General features: G+C 69.6%; 22 protein-coding genes. 9 read left to right on the top strand and 13 right to left on the bottom strand.

Annotated elements, in window-relative coordinates; genetic code table 11:
- Window positions 1-241: 241 nt before the first annotated feature.
- The gene (locus AC06FD_RS19025) at window positions 242-1495 is read left to right on the top strand and encodes a dipeptidase (RefSeq protein WP_478078643.1); all 1254 of its coding nucleotides are present in this window, start codon (window positions 242-244) and stop codon (window positions 1493-1495) included.
- Window positions 1496-1678: 183 nt separating this feature from the next.
- Here the strand turns inward: AC06FD_RS19025 and AC06FD_RS19030 are convergent, their stop codons facing one another.
- From AC06FD_RS19030 to AC06FD_RS19045, 4 genes are all read right to left on the bottom strand, one after another.
- Entirely contained in the window at window positions 1679-3091 is a 1413-nt protein-coding gene (locus tag AC06FD_RS19030; protein ID WP_478078644.1) for an amino acid permease, read from the bottom strand.
- 142 nt (window positions 3092-3233) lie between these two features.
- A complete protein-coding gene (locus AC06FD_RS19035; RefSeq protein WP_394164738.1) occupies window positions 3234-3644 on the bottom strand; it encodes a hypothetical protein in 411 nt (136 codons plus the stop codon).
- Between the two features lie 45 nt (window positions 3645-3689).
- Window positions 3690-4364, bottom strand: a complete 675-nt coding sequence (locus AC06FD_RS19040; protein ID WP_478078645.1) for a suppressor of fused domain protein — start codon at window positions 4362-4364, stop codon at window positions 3690-3692.
- A gap of 70 nt (window positions 4365-4434) precedes the next feature.
- Window positions 4435-5430, bottom strand: coding sequence for an aldo/keto reductase (locus AC06FD_RS19045; protein ID WP_259208084.1), 996 nt, complete (start codon window positions 5428-5430; stop codon window positions 4435-4437).
- A 144-nt stretch (window positions 5431-5574) separates the two neighbouring features.
- Here AC06FD_RS19045 and AC06FD_RS19050 point away from each other — a divergent pair, with 144 nt between their 5' ends.
- Complete coding sequence (locus AC06FD_RS19050; RefSeq protein ID WP_259208085.1) at window positions 5575-6477, top strand: LysR family transcriptional regulator; 903 nt, start codon at window positions 5575-5577, stop codon at window positions 6475-6477.
- A gap of 9 nt (window positions 6478-6486) precedes the next feature.
- On the opposite strand, the gene AC06FD_RS19055 is transcribed toward AC06FD_RS19050, so the two are convergent.
- From AC06FD_RS19055 to AC06FD_RS19065, 3 genes are all read right to left on the bottom strand, one after another.
- On the bottom strand, window positions 6487-6855 hold the full coding sequence (locus tag AC06FD_RS19055; protein WP_259208087.1) for a hypothetical protein: 369 nt from the start codon (window positions 6853-6855) through the stop codon (window positions 6487-6489).
- A gap of 187 nt (window positions 6856-7042) precedes the next feature.
- Window positions 7043-7669, bottom strand: coding sequence for a leucine efflux protein LeuE (gene leuE / locus AC06FD_RS19060; protein ID WP_259208089.1), 627 nt, complete (start codon window positions 7667-7669; stop codon window positions 7043-7045).
- Window positions 7670-7730: 61 nt separating this feature from the next.
- A complete protein-coding gene (locus tag AC06FD_RS19065; RefSeq protein WP_259208091.1) occupies window positions 7731-8654 on the bottom strand; it encodes a LysR family transcriptional regulator in 924 nt (307 codons plus the stop codon).
- 90 nt (window positions 8655-8744) lie between these two features.
- On the opposite strand from AC06FD_RS19065, the gene AC06FD_RS19070 reads away from it, so the two are divergent.
- Window positions 8745-9752 carry a zinc-binding alcohol dehydrogenase family protein gene (locus tag AC06FD_RS19070; protein ID WP_478078646.1) on the top strand — a complete coding sequence of 336 codons (1008 nt, stop codon included), beginning with the start codon at window positions 8745-8747 and terminating at the stop codon, window positions 9750-9752.
- 25 nt (window positions 9753-9777) lie between these two features.
- On the top strand, window positions 9778-10431 hold the full coding sequence (nfsB, locus tag AC06FD_RS19075) for an oxygen-insensitive NAD(P)H nitroreductase (RefSeq protein ID WP_478078647.1): 654 nt from the start codon (window positions 9778-9780) through the stop codon (window positions 10429-10431).
- 6 nt (window positions 10432-10437) lie between these two features.
- Here the strand turns inward: nfsB and AC06FD_RS19080 are convergent, their stop codons facing one another.
- A complete protein-coding gene (locus AC06FD_RS19080) occupies window positions 10438-11082 on the bottom strand; it encodes a glutathione S-transferase family protein (protein WP_478078648.1) in 645 nt (214 codons plus the stop codon).
- 50 nt (window positions 11083-11132) lie between these two features.
- On the opposite strand from AC06FD_RS19080, the gene AC06FD_RS19085 reads away from it, so the two are divergent.
- From AC06FD_RS19085 to AC06FD_RS19100, 4 genes are all read left to right on the top strand, one after another.
- Window positions 11133-12716 (top strand): DNA recombination protein RmuC, encoded by a 1584-nt coding sequence (locus tag AC06FD_RS19085; protein ID WP_478078649.1) that lies wholly within the window; start codon window positions 11133-11135, stop codon window positions 12714-12716.
- A 74-nt stretch (window positions 12717-12790) separates the two neighbouring features.
- On the top strand, window positions 12791-13159 hold the full coding sequence (locus AC06FD_RS19090) for a hypothetical protein (RefSeq protein ID WP_259208100.1): 369 nt from the start codon (window positions 12791-12793) through the stop codon (window positions 13157-13159).
- Between the two features lie 57 nt (window positions 13160-13216).
- Window positions 13217-13777 carry a glutathione peroxidase gene (locus AC06FD_RS19095; protein WP_478078650.1) on the top strand — a complete coding sequence of 187 codons (561 nt, stop codon included), beginning with the start codon at window positions 13217-13219 and terminating at the stop codon, window positions 13775-13777.
- A gap of 99 nt (window positions 13778-13876) precedes the next feature.
- On the top strand, window positions 13877-14167 hold the full coding sequence (locus AC06FD_RS19100; RefSeq protein WP_478078651.1) for a DUF6916 family protein: 291 nt from the start codon (window positions 13877-13879) through the stop codon (window positions 14165-14167).
- Here AC06FD_RS19100 and AC06FD_RS19105 read toward each other — a convergent pair.
- From AC06FD_RS19105 to AC06FD_RS19120, 4 genes are read right to left on the bottom strand one after another with little or no spacing between them, the layout of a single operon-like run.
- Window positions 14160-14723, bottom strand: coding sequence for an N-acetyltransferase family protein (locus AC06FD_RS19105; RefSeq protein ID WP_478078652.1), 564 nt, complete (start codon window positions 14721-14723; stop codon window positions 14160-14162). The two genes, AC06FD_RS19100 and AC06FD_RS19105, sit on opposite strands and share 8 nt — an antisense overlap.
- Window positions 14723-15262 carry a phage tail protein gene (locus AC06FD_RS19110; RefSeq protein WP_394164730.1) on the bottom strand — a complete coding sequence of 180 codons (540 nt, stop codon included), beginning with the start codon at window positions 15260-15262 and terminating at the stop codon, window positions 14723-14725. The genes AC06FD_RS19105 and AC06FD_RS19110 overlap by 1 nt, the downstream gene beginning before the upstream one ends.
- Window positions 15263-15292: 30 nt before the next feature.
- Window positions 15293-15823 (bottom strand): phage tail protein, encoded by a 531-nt coding sequence (locus AC06FD_RS19115; protein ID WP_259208108.1) that lies wholly within the window; start codon window positions 15821-15823, stop codon window positions 15293-15295.
- A gap of 52 nt (window positions 15824-15875) precedes the next feature.
- Entirely contained in the window at window positions 15876-16409 is a 534-nt protein-coding gene (locus AC06FD_RS19120; protein WP_259208110.1) for a phage tail protein, read from the bottom strand.
- 269 nt (window positions 16410-16678) lie between these two features.
- Here AC06FD_RS19120 and AC06FD_RS19125 point away from each other — a divergent pair, with 269 nt between their 5' ends.
- Entirely contained in the window at window positions 16679-21958 is a 5280-nt protein-coding gene (locus AC06FD_RS19125; RefSeq protein WP_478078653.1) for a putative Ig domain-containing protein, read from the top strand.
- Window positions 21959-22540: 582 nt separating this feature from the next.
- Here the strand turns inward: AC06FD_RS19125 and AC06FD_RS19130 are convergent.
- Window positions 22541-23542 (bottom strand): MlaA family lipoprotein, encoded by a 1002-nt coding sequence (locus AC06FD_RS19130; RefSeq protein WP_259208114.1) that lies wholly within the window; start codon window positions 23540-23542, stop codon window positions 22541-22543.

Genomic DNA, 23542 nt, shown 5'->3' on the forward strand with positions numbered 1-23542 from the left:
ATGGTCCACGGCGTTCCCCACGCCTGACGGTGTGCCTGCCGATTGGTCCACGGCGTTCGGCACGCCTGGCGGTGTGCCTGCCGATGGTCCACGGCGTTGGGAACGGGTAGAGCCGAGCCATGCTCGGCTGGCCGCGCGCAGCGCGGCAATGCGCCACGCAGCAGCCGAGCATGGCGCGGCTCTACCGCGTGTCTTCCGACAGCGCTATCGTCCTACGCTTCCCATCCAAGGTGAGGCATCCATGACGCTGCGCAGTCTGTCGTTGCTGGTATCGCTGGCGTTGTGCACGCCGCTGGCCGCCCACGCCATCGAGTTCACCCCGCAGGAACTGGCCAGGGCGTCCACGCTGCAGCAGCGGCTGCTGACGCTGGACAGCCACCTGGATACACCGGCCAACTTCCACCGCGACGGTTTCGACATCCGCCAACGGCACGACCGCAACGCGTTGTCGCAGGTGGATTACCCGCGCATGGTCGAGGGCGCGTTGGATGGTGGCTTCTTCGCGATCTACACCGACCAGGGCGATCGCAGCGCGCGGGCGCACCAGCACGACCGCGATGCCGGCCTGCTGCGGCTGACCGAGATCCGCGAGATGCTCGCCGCGCACCCGAACAGCTTCCAGCTCGCGCTGACCCCCGCCGATGCGGCCAGGATCAAGGCGGCCGGCAAGCGCGTGGTCTATATCAGCATGGAGAACGCCAGCCCGCTGGTCGATGATCCCTCGCTGCTCAGTTACTACCATCTGGCCGGCCTGCGCCTGCTCAGCACGGTGCATTTTGCCAACAACGAGTTCGCCGATTCGGCCACCGATCCCAAGGGCGCCGAATGGAAGGGCCTGAGCCCGGCCGGCAAGGCGCTGGTGGATGAGGCGGTGCGGCTGGGCATCGTCATCGACCAGTCGCACGCGTCCGACGCGGTGTTCGATGACCTGATCGAGCGCATGCCGGTGCCGTTCGTGCTGTCGCACAGCTCGGCCAAGGCGATCTACAACCACCCGCGCAATCTCGACGACACGCGCCTGAAGCGGCTGGCCCAGGCCGGTGGGGTGATCCAGGTCAACGCCTACGGCGGCTACCTGATCGACACCGGCAAGAGCGAGGCGCGCAAGGCGGCCGAGACGGCCTTGATGGCGCGGCTCGGCACCGATTACGACGGGATGAGCATCCAGCAGGGCGTGGCGCTGAAGAAGGGGCTGGAGGAGATCGACACGCGCATCCCGCTGCGCAAGGCCACGCTGGAGGACTTCTTCGCCCACCTCGAGCACATCCTCAAGGTGGTCGGCCCCGATCATGTCGGCATCGGGCTGGACTGGGATGGCGGCGGTGGCCTGGCCGATCTGCAGGACGTGAGCCAGCTGCCGAAGATCACCGCGTGGCTGCTGCGCAAGGGCTACAGCGAGAAGCAGATCGCCGGCATCTGGGGCGGCAACCTGCTGCGCGTCATGCAGCAGGCGCAGGCGCATGCCGACAAGGCAGCGACCGCAGCGACCCCCTGACACGCGCAGTGCCGAGCCATGCCCGGCAACCGCAGCAATCGCAGCAACCGCGCGGTGAAAGCTCCCGGCACGCGCACATGCGGTGCCGGGACATCCAGTGGACAGCGGCCGACGCCGCCGGCCAGCCCTTCATGACGACCGGACGAAGCGCAACCGCGCGTGGCTCGGCGCTACCCGCACCGATCAGGCCTTGCCCAGCACCGCATGGCGACGCCCGTAGGCGAAGTAGGCGATCAGGCCCAGGACATTCCAGGCCAGGAAATACAGCTGGGTCTTGCTGGGCAGGCTGAAGAACAGGTACAGACAGCCGATCACCGCCAGCGGGCCGACCACGTAGGCCAGCGGGGTGCGGAACTTGCGCACGCGGTTCGGCTCGCGCTTGCGCAGCACCACCAGGCACAGGCCCACCGCGGTGAACGCGGCCAGCGTGCCGGCGTTGGCCAGTGCGGCGATCTCATCCAGGCGGGCCACGCCGGCGAGCGCGGCGACCAGCACCGCGGTGAAGAGCGTGGTCGCGATCGGCGTGCCGGTGCGGGCGCTGACCTTGGACAGGCCACGCGGCAGCAGGCCATCGCGCGACATGACGAAGAAGATCCGGCTCTGCCCGTACAGGAAGGCCAGCAGCACCGTCGGCAGGGCGATCACCGCCGCCGCGCCGATCCACTTGGCCGCGCCCGGGCTGCCCAGCTCGCGCAGGATCAGCGCCAGCGGCTCGGCGCTCTGGCCGAAGAGGGTGTAGCTCATCGCGCCGACGGCGGCCAGCGCCACCAGCACATAGATGATGGTGCAGCCGACCATCGAGCCGATGATGCCGATGGCCAGGTCGCGGTCGGGCTTCTTGGTCTCTTCCGCCGCGGTGGAGATCGCGTCGAAGCCGTAGAAGGCGAAGAAGATGATCGCCGCGGCCGCCATCACACCGTGCTCGACACCATCGGCACCCACCGACTTGGCGAAGCCGAACGGCATGAACGGCTCCATGTGGCCGGTGTCGAAGTGCGGCAGCGCAATGGCCACGAACACGGTCAGCGCGATGATCTTCACCACCACCAGGATCGCGTTGAGGGTGGCGCTCTCCTTGGTGCCGGCCATCAGCATGCCGGCCACCACGAAGGTGATCAGCACCGCTGGAAGGTTGATGAAGCCGCCCTCGACATGGGGGCCGGCGGTCAACGTCAACGGCAGGTCGATGCCCCAGCCGTGCAGGAAGCCGACCGCGTAGCCGGACCACCCGACCGCGACCGTGCTGACCACCAGCGAGTATTCCAGGATCAGGCTCCAGCCCACCACCCAGGCCACGGTCTCACCGAGCGCGGCGTAACTGTAGGTGTAGGCGCTGCCGGCGGCCGGCATCATGGTCGCCAGTTCGGCGTAGGACAGTGCCGCGCAGGCGCAGACCGCGCCGGCGATCGCAAAGGAGATCAGCACGGCCGGGCCGGCCAGGTTGGCGCCCACCCCGATCAGGGTGTAGATGCCGGTGCCGACGATGGCGCCGATGCCCAACGCGATCAGATGCGGCCAGCTCAGGGTCGGGACCAGCTGCCTGCCGGCTTCGTGGACGGTGACCTGGTCGATGGACTTGCGCCGGAGCAATGACATGGGGCCTCGCGGGAATGACTGTTAAAGACAAGTCAGCGAGTTTTACCGAACGCGGTGCAGCATTACTACTGCCAAGCGTCCCGGCAAGCCGCATGGCGCATCTGACTGGGGCAGGGGTGACGAAATCGGCACAACTCGCCGATCACGGCCACTGGCACCCGTTGTCGGTGGTGGCACCGATGTCCTCGTGGAACGCGGTCTGCCGGCCACTGCGCGCATGGACGTAGTCGAAGCCGTAGATCCGCGCGCCCTGTGTGCTGATCAGGTAACGGCCGTTCACCGTGCCGTCCAGGTGTTCCAGCCACACCGAATCGAACTGCCAGGGGCGGCCCTCGGCCATCTCGGTGCTGTCCTGCGACAGCAGGGTCAGGCGCAGCCATTGGGTCTTGCCGGCGTAGCGCACGTAGCTGACGCGTTCGTTGCCCGCGCCGGCCTCGGGCAGCTTCCAGGCCAGGTGGATGCGGTCGCCGTCGCCGCCGGTCAGGCAGCGGACTTCATCGGCGTGGGCCGGGGCGATGGCCAGCAGCAGCGGGAGCAGGGCGGGCAGGCGCATGTGGGCGTATCCGGCAGGCAGGGCAGGCGGGGGCACGGTAGCCGATCAACCGGGCGGCTGCAGCACGATGCCGCGGCGACCGGCATCGATGACCGGCGCCGCGTTGGCCGCCTGGAGCTGATCGACCACGCACGTAAAGTCGTGCTGCTGGCCGAACGCATGTTCGTCCAGGGTCAGGGGAATGAGCTGCAGGAACCGGAACTGACCGCTGTGCAGCCGCTGCACGTCGCCCAGGTGATGGGCCGGGGCGAACACCAATGCCTGCAGCACGCTGTCGGCGTGGTCGATCGGGCTGCCGATGCGCATCCGGTCCCACAGGTCCAAGGGCGCGTGGTCGCCCATGCGGCCGGCGGCCAGCAGCAGCTGGTAGGCGCAGAAGCGCTGCACCAGGGTCATTGCCCACGGCGCACGCTCGCGGGTCTGCAGCAGGAACTCCATGCCCAGCCCGGAGACGTCATCGGGGTCGGCCTGGGTCGCCTCCCAGGGATTGGACAGCCCGGAGCTGACATACGCCCAGCCCGCACGCGTGGGGCTGGGCGGGCACTCGAACACCCCGATGTGCAGCCAGCGCGGGTCGATATCGTCCTGGCCGAACACCGCGGAGAACAACGCGGGGTCGAGCGGATGGATGCCCGGCCCCAACGCGCCCAGCAATGACGGGTAGAGGGTTTCCTCGCGCTGTTTCCAGGCGCGGCTCAGCAGGTCATCGTGGTCGGACATCCGGTTACTCGCAGGCGATGGGCGCGCCATTGTCGCCCATCACCCCTCGCTGCCCGCGTGCCACCGGAACTCAGCGGTCCAGCGTGGCCATCGCCGCAGGGGCGTAGCGCATGCCCGCGGCGGCGTTGGCCGGGAAGATCGCGTCGATCTTCGCCCGTTCGTCCGCGCTCAGCTGCACCTGCAGTGCGCCGAGGTTCTCTTCCAGGTAGGCGATCCGCTTGGTGCCCGGGATCGGCACCAGGTCCTCGCCCTGGGCCAGCACCCAGGCCAGCGCCAGTTGGCCGGGGGTGATGCCCTTGGCGCGCGCCATCGCGGTGACCGCGTCCACCAGCGCCAGGTTGCGGCCGAAGTTGTCCCCCTGGAAGCGCGGCGACTGCCGGCGGTAGTCGTCGGTGTCGAAGTCGTCCGGGCTGCGGATGGCGCCGGTGAGGAAGCCACGGCCCAGCGGCGAGTAAGGCACGAAGCCGATCCCCAACTCGCGCACGGTGTCCAGCACGCCGTTGTCCTGTGGCTCGCGCGACCACAGGGAGAACTCGGTCTGCACCGCGGTGATCGGGTGCACTGCATGCGCGCGGCGGATGGTGGCCGCCGAGGCCTCGGACATGCCGAGGAAGCGCACCTTGCCCTGTTCGACCAGGCGCGCCATCGCACCGATCGTGTCCTCGATCGGGACGCTCGCATCCACCCGGTGCTGGTAGTACAGGTCGATGTGGTCCACGCCCAGCCGCTGCAGGCTGGCCTCGCAGGCAGCGATCACGTAGTCCGGGCGGCCATCCACGCTGCGTGCGGCGCTGTCGCTCGGTTCCAGCCGGATGCCGAACTTGGTGGCCAGGAAGACCTGGTCGCGGCGCCCGGCGATCGCCTTGCCGACCAGCACTTCGTTGGTGTGCGGGCCGTACATGTCGGCGGTGTCGAGCAGGGTGACGCCGAGCTCCAGCGCGCGGTGGATGACCGCCGTGGCGTCGGCATCGCTGCCGCGCCCGCCGTAGAAGGCGCTCATGCCCATGCAGCCCAGGCCGAGCGCGGAAACGGTGGGGCCGTGGCGGCCGAGGGTGCGGGTCTGCATGGGGGAATCTCCAGGGAAGCGGGGGACAGGATGACGCGGGTGGCCGCCATGCCGGGGCAGGGCGGCGCGGAGGTCCAGCATCCTCCCGTGGACTATGTGGATAAACTGCCCGTTCCTTCATCTGCCATGAAGCTGGTCTTCATAATGAGCGCCCAACGCCCGTTGTCCGCCGTGGTCGCCTTCGCCCGCGTGGCCCACCATGCCAGCTTCACCCGGGCGGCCGACGAGCTGGGTGTATCGCCATCGGCGCTGTCGCAGACGGTGCGCGCGCTGGAAGCCGGGATGGGCGTGCGCCTGCTGCATCGGACCACGCGCCGGGTGGGCCTGACCGAACACGGCGCCCGCTTCCTTGACCGCGTGCGCGCGGGCCTGGCCCAGATCGACGCCGCGTTCGAGGACCTGGACAGCGTGCGCGATGTCCCGGCCGGCAAGCTGCGCATCAACGTGCCCCGGATTGCCGCCGAACTGCTGGTGTTGCCGCACCTGCCGGGCTTCCTGGCGCGGTACCCGCAGGTGGAGGTGGAGCTGTTCGTGGAGACGGCGCTGACCGACCTGGTCGCCGGCGGCTTCGATGCCGGGATCCGGCTGGGCGAGAGCCTCGCCCGCGACATGATCGCGGTGCCGATCGGGCCACTTGAGCGCCAGGTCGTGGTGGCCACCCCCGCCTATCTGGCCCGGCATGGCGTGCCTGCCACCCCGGCCGCGCTGGTCGGGCACGAGTGCATCGTGCACCGCCTCAGCAACGGCAGGCCGATGCCCTGGGAGTTCACTCGCGACGGCCGCGACTTCGACGTGGAAGTGGCCGGCCGGCTGGTGTTCAACGATGCGGGGCTGATCCACGCCGCCGTGCGCGCCGGCCTGGGCATGGCCCAGGGTTTCGAGGCGCTGATGGCGGCCGACATCGCGGCCGGGCGGCTGCAGTGCGTATTGCAGGACTGGCAGGCGCCGTTCGCCGGTTTCCACCTGTACTACCCGGCGCGCGAGCAGATGGCACCGAAGCTGCGGGTGTTCATCGACTACCTGCGCCAGGCCCTGCGCAATCGCTGAGCCGCGTGCTCAGGCCGGGTGGGCGCACGAGGCGCCCCTGACCAGCGCGTGCAGCCGCTCATCCAGGCTCGAGGGGCCCTGCGGGAACACCGCGTGGGCATCCTCGGGAAAGCGCTTGCAGCGCAGCGTGCCGTGCGCATCGAACACCCGCCAGCCCTGGCCGGCACGCTCGGCCTCGCCGATGTGCCGGCACAGCGCCCGTTCCAGGCTGGCATCGCAGTCGAAGCGCCAGGTGCTCAGGTCGATGCGGTCCAGTGGCTGCAGGCTGGCGAGGATGCGGCCCACCGCAGGACTGGCCAGGTCGGTGCGGCCGGTGGCCATGCACAGCAGTCGTTCGTCATGGCCGATCAGGTGCTGGACGAAATACACAGGGGGCATCGCTCCAATCTCCGTGTAGCGCGCGGACGCGGGGCGCCCGTCGGCGATGGGCCGATTGGACACGTCGGACACGCGCTGCGGAATCTGAAATTATTGATTGAGGTGCCGCGCTTGCATGGCACGGTCTATTCGCGCAGCGGCACGAGAGCCTGGCTGCATCGCCGCAGACGCATGCAGCGCAGGGGTGTCAGCCGCTGACGCCGAGGCGGACGCCGAACCCGATCAGGAAGACACCCGCGATCCGTCGCAGGAAAAGCCCTACACGCGGATGCTGGAGAATCCGGCGGCGGAGCAGGTTGCCGACCCCGATCAGCACCGAGCAGTACGCCAGGCCCATGACGAAGATGATCACCGCCATGGTCGCGAACGTGGCCATGCCCTGGTGGCGGGCCGGGTCGATGAACAACGGCAGGAAGGCCATGTAGAAGATGATCGCCTTCGGGTTGAGCAGGTTGATCAGCACCGCCTGGCGGAAGTAATGCCCCGGCTGCAGGCGGATGCCGCCCTCCTCGCCGCTGCTGCGCGGCGCGCGCAGCAGCCCGATGCCGATCCACACCAGGTAGGCGGCGCCGAGGTACTGCACCGCGTGGAACACCAGCGGGTTGGCCTTGAGCAGCGCGGCCACGCCGGCCACCGCCAGCCACATCAGGATCTGGTCGCCGAGCAGCAGCCCGAACAAGGCGGTATAGCCGCCGCGCACGCCGCCACGGCCGGTGGCGGTGAGCAGGGTGAAGGTGCCCGGGCCCGGCAATGCCAGGAACACCAGCACGGCGGCAATGAAGGTCCACAGGTCCTGGATGCCCATCCACGGCATGGCGGCGACTCGACTACGGGGGGAGCGCCATTGTCCGGCACCGCCCGGCGTACCGATAGCGTCAGGCGTCCAAGCGCGGCAAGTCCGCCAGCAACGGCTGCAGGCGCTGCGCCAACAGGGCATGCAACTGCCGGATGGCCGGCGAGAACTGCTTGCGGTGCGGGCACACCAGGTTCAACGGCAGGCTGTCGCCGGCACCGCCCAGCAGCACCTGCAGGCGGCCGGCACGCACGTCCCCGCACACGTCCAGCCAGGACTTGAACACGATGCCTTCGCCGGCCACGGCCCAGCGGCGCACCACGTCGGCATCGTCGCAGACCATGTTGCCGCGCACCGGCACCACCACGCGGCGGCCATCAACCTCGAAGTTCCAGCGGTCGTAGGCGCGCCCGGCCAACTGGTAGAGCAGGCAGTGGTGGTCCTTGAGCGCCTCCAGGGTATCCGGCGTGCCGTGCCGGGCCAGGTACGCCGGCGCGGCCGCCAGCACCCGGCGGTTGCCCGGCAGCAGCGGCAGGGCGACGTAGCTGGCGTTGTCGAAGCGGCCGAGCCGGAACGCGACGTCGACCGGGTCGCGGAACACATCGGCGACCTGGTCGGACAATTGCAATCGCAGCTGCAGCTTCGGGTGGGCAGTGCGGAACTCGGTAAGCCACGGCAGCAGCACGTTGCGGCCCAGGTCCGAGGGCGCGGCCACCTGCAACACCCCCCGCAGTTCGGCATCTTCGCCGCGGACCCGGGCCTGGCCCTCGCTGAGGGTGGCCAGCACTTCCTGCGCATAGGGCAGGTAGAGCGCACCTTCGGCGGTCAGGCGCAGGCTGCGGGTGGAGCGCACGAACAGGCGCAGGTCCAGTTCGCGTTCCAGCCGGGCCACGGCCGCGGCGACCTGGCCGGGCAGGAGGTCGGCCTCGCGCGCGGCGTTGGAGAAGCTGCCCAGCGCGGCGGTGCGGACGAACAGGCCGAGATCGTCGATTCGGATCATTTTCATTCCTGCAGTGAAAGTGCTGACCGATTCTGCGCCTTTCCGACGGCGGCGGCGAAGCGCAGGCTGTGTTTCTTCCCGAACGGACCTGCCCCGATGAAAGCCATCGCCTACACCCAGCACGGCCTGCCGATCAGCGACCCGCTCGCGCTGCAGGACATCACCCTGCCGATCCCCAGCCCCGGCCCGCGCGACCTGCGCGTGGAGGTACGGGCGATCTCGGTCAATCCGGTGGACACCAAGGTGCGCAACGGCGTGGCCGTGGACGAACCGCGCGTGCTGGGGTGGGATGCGGTCGGGATCGTGGATGCGGTCGGCAGCGAGGTGCAGCTGTTCCAGCCGGGCGATGCGGTCTTCTATGCCGGCGCGATCGGTCGCCCGGGCAGCAATGCCGAGTACCAGCTGGTGGACGAGCGCATCGTCGGGCACAAGCCGGCCAGCCTGGACGATGCCGCGGCCGCGGCGCTGCCCCTGACCGCGATCACCGCCTGGGAGCTGCTGTTCGACCGCCTGCGCATCCCCGAAGGCGGCGGCGAGGGCCAGACCCTGCTGGTGATCGGCGCGGCCGGAGGGGTGGGCTCGATCCTGGTCCAGCTGGCCCGCCAGCTGACCCGCCTGACCGTGATCGGCACCGCCTCGCGCCCGGACACCCAGGACTGGGTCTACGGCCTGGGCGCGCACCATGTGATCGACCATTCGCAGCCGCTCACCGACGGCCTGCAGCGGCTGGGCATCGCCGAGGTCAGCCACGTGGCCAGCCTCACCCACACCGACCAGCACTACCACCAGATCGTGGCCGCGCTGGCCCCGCAGGGACAGCTGGCGCTGATCGACGACCCCGGCCAGCTCGACGTGATGGCGCTCAAGCGCAAGAGCCTGTCGCTGCACTGGGAGTCGATGTTCACCCGCTCCAGCTTCAGCACCCCGGACCTGCAGCGCCAGCACGACCTGCTGGAACGCGTGGCCGCGCTGGTCGATGCCGGCGTCCTGCGCACCACGCTGGGCGAACACTACGGCCGCATCAACGCCGCCAACCTGCGCCAGGCGCACACCCTGCTCGAGAGCCACCGCGCGCGCGGCAAGCTGGTCCTCGAAGGCTTCTGACCCCCATCCGATGGACGACCCGCACATGACCCTCGCACCGGTGGCCCGCCGCCGCCATACCACCAAGGCCTTCGACCCCACCCGCACGCTGCCGCCGGCGGTGCTGGATGACCTGCTCGACGTGCTGCACCACGCGCCCTCGTCGGTGAACGCGCAGCCGTGGCATTTCCTGGTGGCCGGCAGCGCCGAGGCACGCGCGCGCATCGCCCGCGCCACCCAGCCCGGCCAGCCCTACAACACCGCCAAGATCACCGATGCCTCGCACGTGATCGTATTCGCCACCCGCACCGCCATCGATGACGCGTACCTGGCCCAGGTGATCGACCAGGAAAGCGCCGATGGCCGCTACCCCACCCCGGAGGCCCGCGAAGGCCAGCGCGGCGCGCTGCACCACTACGTCGACCTGCACCGGCACACGCTGGGCGATGTGCAGCACTGGATGCAGAAGCAGACCTACCTGGCGCTGGGCACGCTGCTGCTGGCCGCCGGCGTGCATGGCGTGGACGCCACGCCGATGGAAGGCTTCGATGCGCAGGCACTGGATGCCGAACTGGGCCTGGGCGAGCGCGGCCTGACCAGCGTGGTGCTGGTGGCGCTGGGCTACGGCAGCGCGGCCAATTTCAATGCGGGCCTGCCCAAGTCGCGGCTGCCGCGCAACCAGGTGTTCACCCGGCTCTGAAGGCGCTCAGGGCACGCCGTTGTCCACGTGCAGGGCGAAGCCCGCACGGGGGCGCAGGCGCGCGAACCACGCATCCACGCAGGACAGCACCGGCTTGTCGCCCGGCGTCATGCGCCAGCGCTGGGTGGACAGGCCGAGCACGATGTCGGCCAGGCTGAAGCGTTCGCCGGCCACGTGGGCGCCGGTCTGCGCCAACTGCCGGTCCAGCACGCCCATCAAGCGGTTCCAATGCGCCTGGCTGGACGCGGCCGCCGCATCATCCTGGTAATCCGGGTGCCGGCGCACGCCGGCCATGAACGCATAGCGCCAGGCGCTGTTGAGATCGGTGGCCTGCCAGTCCATCCACTGTTCCACCCGCGCGCGTTCCCGCGGCGCCTGCGGCAGGAGGTCGGCCCGCTCCGCGCGGGTCGCCAGGTAGCGGCAGATGCTGTTGGACTCCCACAGCACGAAGTCGCCATCGCACAGCACCGGCACCTGGGCGTTGGGGTTGAGCCTGCGCAGGCGGGCATCGGCGGCCGCGTCGGCCGATGCCCCGGCCGCGTCGGCCGATGCCCCGGCCGCGTCGTGCCGATACTCAAGCCCCAGCTCGGCAAGCACCCACAGCACCTTGCGCACGTTGATCGAGGTGGGCTTTCCGTACAACTCCAGCATGTACCCGTCCGGCGCAGCCAATGAGACCGGCTCAGCCTACACTTGTGCACATGCAAACCGAATTCCTGATCCTTGGCGGCCTTGTCTGTGCCGTCCTCGTCCTGCAGCTGGTGGTCCTGCTGCGGCGTTCCCAGCAAGGTGGCCTGGAGCAGGCCCTGCGCGATGAAGCGCGGGTGGGGCGCGGTGAACTGCGCGAGCAGCTCGAAGGCCTGGGCCGGCAGCAGGACGCGCGCTTGGAGAGCTTCGCGCGCGCGCTGACCGACCTGTCCACCCGCACCGACCAGCGCCTGGACCAGCTGCGCGACGCGCTCGGCGATGATGCGCGCAAGGCGCGCGAAGAAAGCGCGCAGGCCCAGCAGCGCACCGGCGAACTGCTGGCCCAGCGCCTGCACGACATGCGCGCGCAGCTTGAAGTGTTCGGCCAGCAGCAGCAGGCGCGCATCGAGGCGTTCGGCCAGCAGCTGGTGGAGCTCACCACCCGCACCGATGGCCACATGGCCGCGCTGCGCCAGGCCCTGGCCGACGATGCACGCAAGGGCCGCGAAGAAACCGCGCAGTCGCAGCAGCGCCTGGCCGAATCGCTCGGCCTGCGCCTGCAGGAGCTGACCCAGCGCAACGAGGCCCGCATCGGCGAGATGCGCGCCACGCTGGAGCAGCAGCTCAAGAGCCTGCAGACCGACAACGCCGAGAAGCTCGACCAGATGCGGGTCACCGTGGACGAAAAGCTGCAGACCACGCTGGAAGCGCGCCTCGGCGCCTCGTTCCAGCTGGTCTCCGATCGCCTGGAGCAGGTGCAGCGCGGGCTCGGCGAGATGCAGCAGCTGGCCACCGGGGTGGGCGACCTCAAGCGCGTGCTGACCAACGTCAAGAACCGCGGCAGCTGGGGCGAAGTGCAGCTGGACAACATCCTCGAGCAGACCCTCACCCAGGAACAGTACGCCCGCGGAGTGAAAGTGCGCCCGGACAGCGGGGAGATGGTCGATATCGCCGTGCGCCTGCCCGGGCGCGGCCACGACGACACGCCGGTGTGGCTGCCGATCGACTCCAAGTTCCCGCGCGAAGACTACGAACGCCTGCTCGATGCACAGGAGCAGGGCGACGCCGATGGCGTGCGCGTGCAGGGCGCGCAGCTGGAACGCGCGATCCGCATCCAGGCCAAGTCGATCTGCGACAAGTACATCGTGCCGCCGCACACCACCGACTTCGCGGTAATGTTCCTGCCCACCGAAGGCCTGTACGCCGAAGTGATCCGCCGCCCCGGCCTGGTCGACCTGCTGCAGCGCGAACATCGCGTGGTGGTGGCCGGGCCGACCACCGTCACCGCGTTGCTCAACAGCCTGCAGATGGGCTTCCGCACGCTGGCCATCGAACAGCGCTCCAGTGAAGTGTGGAGCCTGCTGGGCGCGGTCAAGAGCGAGTTCGGCAAGTTTGCCGGCATCCTGGAAAAAGCCGAGAAACAGATCAGCACGGTCGGCCGCAGCCTGGGCGAAGCCAGCCGCAAGACGCGCACGATCGAGCGCCGCCTGCGCGGCGTGGAGTCGCTGACCGCCGAACAGACCCAGGACCTGCTGGAAGACGCCACGGGCGAGGACGAGGACGGCGGCATGGACGAGGGCAGCGCCGCACAGGACTGACACCTGGCGTACATGCAACGCATGCACGTGATCGCGCATGCTGTGCCCCTGTCGATCGTTCGAGGAAGTACCGCATGCGCCTGACCCTGTTGTTGTCCCTGCTGCTGGCCGTGGCCGGCTGCGCCAGTACCACCCCGCCGGTTGCCCCCGTGCCTGCCGATGGCGCCGTGACCGCGCCCACCGACGCGGCCGCCTGCCGGCAGGCCGGCGGTGAACTCGCGCCGCTGGGCCGCCTGCAGCGCGTGCAGTGCGTGGTGCCCTACGCCGATGCCGGCAAGGCGTGCAGCGCCAAGGCCGACTGCACCGGCCAGTGCCTGGCCCAGGGCGAGATCGCCCCGGGTGCCAAGGCGCGTGGCACCTGCCAGGCCGACATCCGCCAGAACTTCGGCTGCCGCCAGCGCATTGATGGCGGCGTGGCCCTGGGCACGATCTGCGTCGATTGATTCTTTCCAGCCACGGGTCCGCCCGTGGCACCTACGTCCCAACCCAAGGAAGCTGCAGTGAGCCAGACCGTTTACGAGATCCCCGTCACCACCATCGAAGGCCAGCCGTCCTCGCTGGCCGACTACCGCGGCAAGGTGCTGCTGGTGGTCAACGTCGCTTCCAAGTGCGGCCTGACCCCGCAGTACGAAGGCCTGCAGAAGCTGTACGCCGACAAGCACGACGCCGGCCTGGAAGTGTTGGGCTTCCCGGCCAACAACTTCCTGGCCCAGGAGCCGGGCAGCGAAGCGGACATCCAGCAGTTCTGCCAGCTGGAATACAACGTCAGCTTCCCGCTGTTCGCCAAGATCAGCGTGGCCGGCGATGACGTGCACCCGCTGCACCAGCAGCTGACCGCCGCCCAGCCGGCCGCCACCGGCGAAGGCCCGATGCGCGAAAAGCTGCAGGGCGCGGTGGCCAAGTACCCCGAGCTGGTGGTCAACCCGGCGCCGGGCGTGCTGTGGAACTTCGAGAAGTTCCTGATCGGCCGCGACGGCCAGGTCATCGCACGCTTCGCCCCGGACGTGCCGGCGGACGACGCGCGGCTGGTGGCGGCGATCGACGCGGCGCTGGCGGCCTGATCCAGGCGCCGTGCATCGCGTGGCGCTTGTGCGCGCCACGCGATGCGGCGAGGATGACGCACGCCGCTATGCCTGCGGTGCGCACCCGGGGAAGGGGACATGGAGTTGTTGACGCTGGAACACTTTGCCGGCTGCGTGAACGAGACGTTCGCCGCCGAGTTCGATGGCATGCAGATGGAGTTCGTGTTGGTCGAGGCGCGGCCGCTGCAGCAGACGCATGCGAATACAGCGCGCGCGCCGTTCTCGCTGTTGTTCCGCAATGTCGCGGCGATCGTGTTCCCGCAGCAGATCTACCCGATGCGCCACGCGCGGGTGGGTGAGGTTGGCATCTTCCTGGTGCCCATCGCGCAGGAACGTGCCGGGTTCCTCTACCAGGCCGTGTTCAACTGAGGGGACGGTGCGTGGGCTCCCAGCGCATGGGCAGGTAAAGCTCGCCGGTCGTCGCCGCCGCGCTGGCGACAAACCCCATCCGCTGGTACAAGCGCAACGCAGCGTGGTTGTGCTGCATCACGTGCAGCCGCAGCGCGCGACCTCGCGCCGCACAGGCCTGTTGCTGGCAACCGATCACCGCCGTGCCGGTACCGGTGCCGCGCGATGACGGCAACAGGCTGATGTCCACGATGAGATCCTCCTCGCCGTCTTCATCGACATAGAAGCGCCCCACCGGCTGGCCCTCGCGCAGGATCGCCAGGTAATGCGCGCGCGGGTGGTGGGCCAGATAGTGCTGGTGCTGGGCCACGAACTGCTGCGACAGGAACTGCCGCTTGGCAGCGTCCGGCCAGGGCACCGACCGGAGTTCCTCCTCGCGCGTGCTCGCATACAGCGGCACCAGCCAGGGCAGGTCATCGTCGCGCAGCGCGCGCCATTGCCATCCGGTGCCGTCGGCGACCCCGGCCAGCGCCGGGCGCCGCTCCGGAGGGAACGGCGCCAGCGTCGCGGGCAACATCAGTCGAACGCAGGGTAATCGCCCTGCAGGGCAATGCAGAAGTTCACCGCCAGGTAGGGCTGCTGGTTGTCGTGTGGCTGGTTGCCACCGCTGCTGGGGAGCAGCATGGACGGGGACAGCGGCGTATCCGGCGTCGCATTGCTGAAGGGCTTGACGGCGTTGGACCCGGGCTGGGAAAGACCACCACCGGCCACCGGTACGCCGCTGCGCTTGCTGGTGTCGGTCTGGGCGAACGCGGTCAGCGTGTGCTGATGGGCGGGCATTTCCAATGTGCTCAACGCCACCTGGGAGACGCCGAACGTGCCGCCGATCAAGCGGGGGGTCAGGCCGTTGCCGGTGCCCGTCCCTCCGGCAGCGCGGGCGCTCAAATTGGGCAGCTGGAAGGTGCTGGTGCCGTTGCCGCCGTACTGGATGCCGAGCAGCGAAAACAGGGTGGTATTCTGCTGGATCGCCAGCGTAGCGCCGTTGCAGAACGCCCACCCGTTCGGGGCGAAGTTGAAGCCGAACGGCTGGATCTGTCCGATGTAAGGTTCGGTCATGTCGGTTCTCTGCGCGTAACGAAGGAAGGGTCAGGACTGCGAGGGGAAGACGCCGGCCCAGGCGATGCAGTACTGCACCGTCAGGGTGGGCATGCAGTTCTCGTGCGCCTGGTTGCCACCACTGCTGGTCACGGCCAACGCCTCCATCGCCAGTGGGGTCGCCCCGTTGGTGTCGGTGACATAGAAGGTCTCGCCACTGACGGCGCCCGGCAATGCGGTGGCGGCAGGCGTCTCCAGGGTGGCTGCCGCGGTGCTGACCGACAGTGCATGGGTGTGGGCCGGCATCTGTGGCAGGGTCAGCGTGACCGTCTCGGACCCGGACATCATGCCGGGCAGGCGATTGCTCAGCCCCGGGCCCTGGCCCATGTGCAGCGGCACGCGGCCGCGCAGGTCCGGCACGCCGAAGGTGCTTTGGCCGTCACCGCCGTAGGTCGTGCCGAGCAACATGAAGAGCACGTCGTAGTCTGCGATCGATACCACTGCGCCGTTGCAGGCAAGCCATCCACTGGGAACGCGGTTGAATCCGAACATCCGGATTTCGCCGATGAAAGGTACGCTCATCTGATCATGCTCCTTGTGAGTAACGCATGGCCGGCCACGGCCGGCCCCGTGATCAACCGCGGGAGGGGAAGATTCCCTGCAGCGCGATGCAGAAGTTGAGCGTGGTGTAGGGCTGCATGTTCGGATGGGCCTGGGTGCTGCCTGCCGGGGCGACCGACGACGGTGCCTGTGCAACCAGGGCGCCGCCCTGGGCTGCATACAGCTTGGCCGTGCCGCCGCCGGCGAACGTGCGCCCGGTGGGGTTGCGGTTGTCGCCCGCGGCGGCCACGCCCACCACCTGGTGGCCATGCGCGGGCAACTGCGTGGGCAACAGGGTCACGTTCTCGGTCCCGGCCCGCTGACCGATCTGCAGGGTCGGTGGCTGCCATGTCGCATCGACCGAGGGCGCATACGCGACGGGTGTGCGCCCGCGCAGGTCGGGCAGGGCGAAGTTGGTGACGCCATCGCCGCCGTACTGCGTGCCCAACAGCGAAAACAAGGCCTGGTTCTGGTTGATGGGCAGCAATTGCCCGTTGCATTGCGCGAAATACCTGGGTGCAAAATTGAACCCGGCCATCATGATCTGGCCGACGAAGAATTCGCTCATCTGATCCCCCTTGGATGCTGAGCGCGGCGCCGGACTGGCGCGCAACTACTCTGAACGCCATTCAGGCTGTTCACAAGTCCCGCCGCCGCGCCCCTTTCCTCGCCACGGGGACTCTGTTCCAATGGCGCCAAAGGGGGGAGGCGTGGAATGCCTGCCGCTGGCGACGTCAGGGAACGACGGGAGCAGCATGCTCCCGGGGCAGCCGGCACGGGACGCGCACCTCGATGGTGTTCTGCATCCAGGTGGATTCTTTCCAAGGGGGAAAGGTCATGGCATTCCGTACCCGATACGCGCGTACCGCGCGTGTTTTCTCGACTCTGTTCGTCCTGTTCTGCGCCGCGCTGTGGTCCACCGCCGCGTGGGCCGCGCACACCTCGCTGATCTGTCCGGCCCAGTCGGCGACCGTCGGCAATGGCGGCACGGTGGCGATCAACGTCTCGGCCTGCGCCAATCCGGTCGCCCTGGCCGGCGAGGGCCCCGTGGACGGTCCGCAGTTGCCGCAGCACGGCACCGCCAACCTGCGCATCACCGGCGGCAACTGGTTCGTCGATTATGGTCACGGCGGCGACACCGCCACCAGTGATGTCTTCGAATTCTCCGACACCGATGGCGACACCGTCCGCGTCACGGTCACCATCACCCCGGCCAACTCCACGATCGTGGTCGCACCGGCCGCGCTCACCCTGACCGCCGGCACGGCGGTATCGCAGACGCTCAGCGCCAGCGGCGGCACCGCGCCGTACACCTTCACGCTGCAAGCCGGTACCCCACCGCCTGGCATTACCCTCAACGCCGGAGTGATCAGCGGCACGCCCACCCAGCGAGGTGCGTACACCTTCACCGTACGCGCCACCGATGCCACCACGGCCACCGCCGACAAGACCTACAGCGGCACCGTGCAGAACCCCAGCCTGAGCCTCACCCCGGCGGCGGCCACGGCCATCCAGGGCGTACCGTTCTCGCAGACGCTGGCCACCACCGGTGGCGTTGCGCCCTACACCTACGCGATGGAAGCCAGCAGCCTTCCCGCCGGTTTGACGCTCGATGCAGGCGTGATCAGCGGTACCACCGCCGTGGCCCCCGGCGCCTATCCGGTCACCATCCGCGTCACCGACAGCAGCACCGGCACCGGCAGCTATTTCGAGGTGGAGAACTTCACCCTGACCGTGAGCGCGGCGCCCAGCGTCAGCATCGCCGTGGCGCCGGCCAGCGTCAGCGAGGACGGGGCGACCAACCTTGTCTACACCGTCACCCGCAGCCTCAACCTGTCCTCGCCGACCGTGGTCAACCTGACCACCGGCGGCACCGCGACCAGTGGCGTGGATTACACCGGCGGCGTGGCGACGGTGAGCATTCCTTCGGGCGCGACCACCGCCACGGTCACGATCAACCCGACCGCCGATGCCACCGTGGAGGCCAATGAAACGGTGATCCTCACCGTCGCAGCGGGCAGCGGCTACACCGTCGGGGCCCCGGCCAGCGCCACCGGCACGATCCTCAACGACGACGTGCCGAGCGCGTCGATCACGGTGGCCCCGTCCTCGGTCAACGAAGACAGCGGCACCCCGCTGGTCTACACCGTGACCCTGGACCAGCCGAGCCTGGTGCCGCTGTCGGTCGCCTACACCGTGGGCGGTACCGCCACCAGCGGCACCGACTACGCGGCGGTGTCCTCGCCGCTGTCGATCGCAGCCGGGGCCACCAGCGGCACGATCACCGTCACGCCCACCGCCGACAGCAGCGTGGAAGCCAATGAGACCGTGGTGCTGACGCTGGCTGCAGGCACCGGCTATGCCGTCGGCGCACCGGCCAACGCCACCGGCACGATCCTGGATGACGACCAGCCGGCGTTGAGCATCAGTGACGTCAGCCTCAATGAGGGCGACAGCGGCACCACCGCCTTCACCTTCACCGTGTCGCTCAACGCGGCGGCGGGCCCGGGCGGGGTCAGCTTCGACATCGCCACGGCCAATGGCACCGCCACCGCCGGCAGCGACTATGTCGCCCAGGCGCTGACCGGGCAGAGCATTGCGGCCGGCAGCAGCAGCGCGACCTTCACCGTGCTGGTCAACGGCGACACGTTGCACGAGCCCAATGAAACCTTCTTCGCCACCGTCAGCAACGTCACCGGTGCCACCGTCGCCGACGGCCAGGGCACGGGCACGATCGTCAACGACGACGCCGTGCCCTCGCTGTCCATCAACGACACCACGGTGACCGAAGGCAACAGCGGTACGGTCACGGCCACGTTGACGGTGACGTTGTCGGCGGTGAGCGGGCAGACGGTCACCGTCAACTACGCCACCGCCAATGCCAGCGCCGTCGCGCCCACCGACTACATCGGCGCCAGCGGGACGCTGACCTTCGCACCCGGCGCGACCACCCAGACCATCGCGGTCACCGTCAACGGCGATACCACGCCGGAGGCCGACGAGACCTTCGCGATCAACCTGACCGCCCCCACCAATGCCACGCTCGCCAATGCGCAGGGCATCGTGACCGTGCTCAACGATGACCAGCCGGTCACCGTCGCGCCGACGGTGCTGCCGTCCCCGGCGATCGCCGTGGCCTACAGCCAGACCATCGTCGCCAGCGGCGGCAGTGGCAGCTACACCTATGCCGTCACCACCGGCTCGCTGCCGCCGGGCCTGACCCTGAGCGCGGGTGGCGTGCTGGCCGGTACGCCCACCGCGGGCGGCTCCTACCCCTTCACCGTGACCGCGACCGATACCAGTGCAGCGCCGGGTCCTTACACCGGCGTGCAGACCTATGTGCTCACCGTGGGCGCGCCCACGCTGGTGCTGCCCGGTGGAGCCCTGCCGGGGGCGACCCTCGCCCAGCCGTATACCGCCACCGTCGGCCCGGCCAGCGGCGGCACCGCGCCGTACGCCTACACGGTCACGGCCGGCAGCGTGCCGCAGGGATTGAGCATGGCGGCCAACGGTGTCTTCAGCGGCACGCCGACCGCGTTGGGCACGTTCAACTTCACCGTGACCGCCACCGACAGCAGCACCGGCGTGGGTGCGCCGTATTCGATCGGCACCCCGATGTCGATCACGGTGGCCGACGGCCTGCCGGTGGCCGGCAACGTCAGCACCGCGGTGGCCTACGGTGCGCCCGCCGCGCCGGTGGCGCTCGCGCTGTCGGGCGGGGCGGCCAGTTCGGTGGCGATCGGTACCGCCCCGTTGCACGGCACCGCCACGGTGACCGGCCCGACCGCGATCAGCTACCAGCCGGCAGCGGGCTTCGCCGGCAGTGACAGCTTCACCTACACCGCCAGCAACGGCACCGGTACCTCCATGCCGGCCACGGTCACCGTGACGGTGGGCAACCCGACCATCACCGTCAGCGCCAACAGCGTGTTTTCGGCCGTGGCCGGCGCGCCTTACAGCCAGACCTTCACCTGGTCCGGTGGTGCGGCCCCTTACAGCGGCTACCAGGTGACCAACCTGCCGGCCGGCCTGTCGATCACCGCCAGCACCGCCGACAGCGTCACCGTCAGCGGAACCCCGACGCAGGCCGGCAGCTTCAACCTGGTGGCGTCGGCAACCGACAGCAGCACCGGCACCGGCCCGTTCACCGCCGGCCAGGGCTTTACCCTGAGCGTGGCCAGCCCGACCCTGGTCGTGGGCCCGCCGACGCTGCCGTCGGCCACGGCCGGCACCGCCTACCAGCAGGCATTCACCACCAGCGGCGGCGTGGCGCCTTACAGCTACGTGTTGACCGGCGCGCTGCCCAGCGGCGTGGCCTTCGACGCCGGCACCGGCGTGCTGTCCGGCACCCCGACCCAGTCGGGCAGCTTCGCGCTGACCCTCACCGTGACCGACAGCACCACCGGCACCCCGGCCAGCGTGGTGCAGAACTACACCCTGCAGGTGGCGACCCCGGCACTGACGCTGACACCCGCCGCGGGCGCCCTGACCCCGACCACGGCGGGCAGTGCGTACCAGGTGGCCTTCGCTGCCGGCGGCGGCGTGGCGCCGTACACCTTCGCCGTCACCACCGGCACCCTGCCGGCAGGCCTGGCGTTGGATGCCGCCACCGGTCGCCTGTCGGGAACGCCCACCGCGGTGGGCACGGTGACCTTCAGCGTGACCGCCACCGACAGCACCCGCGGCACCCCGGCCAGCGTGACGCAGGCCTACACGCTCAGCGTGGCCGCGCCGGTGCTGACGCTGACCCCGGCTACCCTGCCGGCCGGGTTGTTCGCCAACGCCTACCAGCAGCAGCTCTCCACCAGCGGTGGCACCGCGCCGTATACCTACGCGGTCACCACCGGCGCGCTGCCCGGCGGCCTGGCGCTGGCCGCGTCGGGTGCGCTGACCGGCACGCCTACCGCGGCCGGTGCGTTCGCCTTCACTGTCACCGCCACCGATGCACTGGGCTTCACCGGCACCCGCGATTACACCGTGCAGGTCACCCAGCGCCCGGACCCGACCCGCGACCCGGAAGTGCGCGGGCTGCTGTCGGCGCAGGCCGACGCCGCGCGGCGCTTTGCCACCTCGCAGATCGAGAACTTCCAGCAGCGCATGCAGCGCCTGCACGGGGCGAGCCGCAGCAACGGTTTCAGCAACAATCTGGGCCTGGCCTACGGGCCGCAGCGGTGCGATCCGGCCGTGGGCAGCCTGCCCGGCAGCGACTGCGACGCCCAGCGCCGCCAGCCGTTCGATCGGGAGCCGGGGCTGGATGCACCGGCCGCAGCCGGGACGGGCGCGCAGGCACCGCTCGGCCTGTGGGTGGGCGGTACGATCCGCACCGGCCGGACCAACGGGCGCGGCAGCGCCGGCGGTGACTTCAATACCGATGGCGTGACCCTGGGCAGCGACCTGCAGGTGGGCGAGGACCTGGCCCTGGGCGTCGGCCTGGGCTACGGCCGCGACCGCACCGATGTGGGCGAGAACGGCAGCCGCAGCGATGGCCAGGCCTTCACCCTGGCGGTGTACGGCAGCTACAGCCCGGGGCAGCACCTGTTCGTGGATGCGCTGCTGGGCCACCAGTTGCTGGACTACGATCTGCGCCGCTACGTGACCAGCGACGGCAGCTTCGTGCATGCCCGCCGCGATGGCAGCCAGTGGTTCGGTTCGCTGTCCGTCGGTGCCGACCTGGTGCGTGGCAGCTGGCAGTTCACCCCGTATGCGCGACTGGATGCGTCGCGCGGCACGCTCGACCGCTATGTCGAGCAGGGCAGCGACCTGTTCGCCCTGCGCTACGGCGACCAGGACGTGGACACCAGCACCGGTAACGCGGGCCTGCGCATCGAGTCGCGCAAGACCGCGGCCTGGGGCGCCTGGACGCCGCAGCTGCGGGTGGAATACCAGCACGACTTCAGCGGCAGTGGCACCGCCACGATGCAGTACGCCGATCTGGTCGGGGTGCCGTTCTACCGGACCTCGCTGGATGGCTTCGACCGCAATCGCTGGATGCTGGGCGCGGGGGTGATGTTCGACTTCGGTCGCGACTGGGGTCTGCGCGTGGACTACCGCGGGTTGGTGGGCAGCGGTGAAGACCGCGACCACGGCGTGCAGATCAGCCTGGACAAGCAGCTGTAAGCGGTAAGCGGTACGCGCCACCGGTTGCCGGTGGCGCGATGCCGGGGGGCACGAAGTTCTTCTCGCTGCGTGTGGCAAACACCTCGCGCGCTCGGAGTTTTTCTTGCGCGGCAGTCGGTGGGTCGGGCGCTGGGCCCCCAGACCCTTTCCGGCGACGCCCCCGGCCGCTGCGCGGCCTCCTCCTTTATTTCGCCTCCAAGGGCATGGGGGCCCAGGGCCCGACCCACCGACGGACGTCAGAAAAGCCTGGCGTCCATCTGCGTGCCGCGAGCCGAGCCCCTTAGCGGCCGGTAGGCTCCTGGGCAAAATAAAGGAGGAGGCCGCCAGGCCGGGGGACACTACGCCAGGAACTACCGGCCGCTAAGGGGCCCTCACCCTCGCGGCAGACCCGAGCGAGGGTGAGGGCCCGATCCAACACGGCGCCCGAACTGACTGACCGCACGCGTAGAGCGGTGCTCAATCATGCCCGTTGCAACAAGACGCGCCCTGCATTGGGAGGGGAACCAAAAAAACCCCGCCAAGGCGGGGTTTTTGTCAGCTTCCTGCGAGCACCTGCCCACCCGTCGGTGAGTACGCCCGGGCTCAGTTGCTCCAGTTCGGCATCGGCATCGCATCGACCGGGATCGGTGCGGTGTCGTCGGCATCCTTGCCGCGCGCATGCTTGCCGCGCAGGTCGTTCTCGATCTGGTAGTTGCGGCGCTGCAGCCAGGCATCGCGGGTGAGCGCGTACTCGTCCACCGCGCTGTCGCGGATGTCGTCCAGCGCCATCAGCTGCGAGCGCATGTCCACCAGCTGCAGGCCCTGCAGGCCGATGCGCAGCCGGTCCTGCTCGATCGTACGGATCGGCGACAGCGGGATGTCGCCGGCCAGGCCGAACACGTCGCGCACGGTACGCGGGCCGAAGAACGGCAGTTCCACGTAACGCGAGCCGCGCCAGCCCCAGGCACCCAGGGTCTGGCCGAAGTCCTCACTGCGACGCGGCACCATCGCCTTGCTGGCCGGGTCGAACAGGCCGCCCACGCCCAGCGTGGAGTTCATCAGGAACCGGCCCAGGCTGTCCCAGGCATCGCCAGGGCGACCCTGCAGCAGCTGGTTGGTGATGGTCACCGGCGCACGCAGGTTGCTGAAGAAGTTGGTCACCCCGGTACGCGCGAAGCGCGGCACCACGTGGGTGTAGGCAGTGGCCAGCGGGCGGGCCACGGCACGGTCGACCACGTTGTTGAAGCTGTGCACCTTGCGGTTGAACGGTTCCCACGGATCGTAGGCAGGACGGCCGGGTTCGCTGCCGGTGGCACCGGGCGCGGGGCCACCGTACAACGCGGCGAAGTCGTCTTCGGCATCGGTCGGCGCCGACTCGCCAGCGGCCTGCGCCACCGGCGCGGCAGTGCCGTCGGTGGCCACGGCCGCGGCGGGTGCCGCCGCGCCGTCATCGACCGGGGGCACGGTGGCGGCGGGCGCGTCCTCGACCGGGGTCGAGGCGTCCACCGCAACGCTGGCCGGGGCGGCTTCACGCGCGGGTTTGCCGGCGCAGGCGGTGAGCGCCAGGGCCAGCACGAGGAAGGGGAGGGTGCGTATGACGTTCAT

The organism is Stenotrophomonas sp. Steno-Z1 (assembly GCF_056393175.1).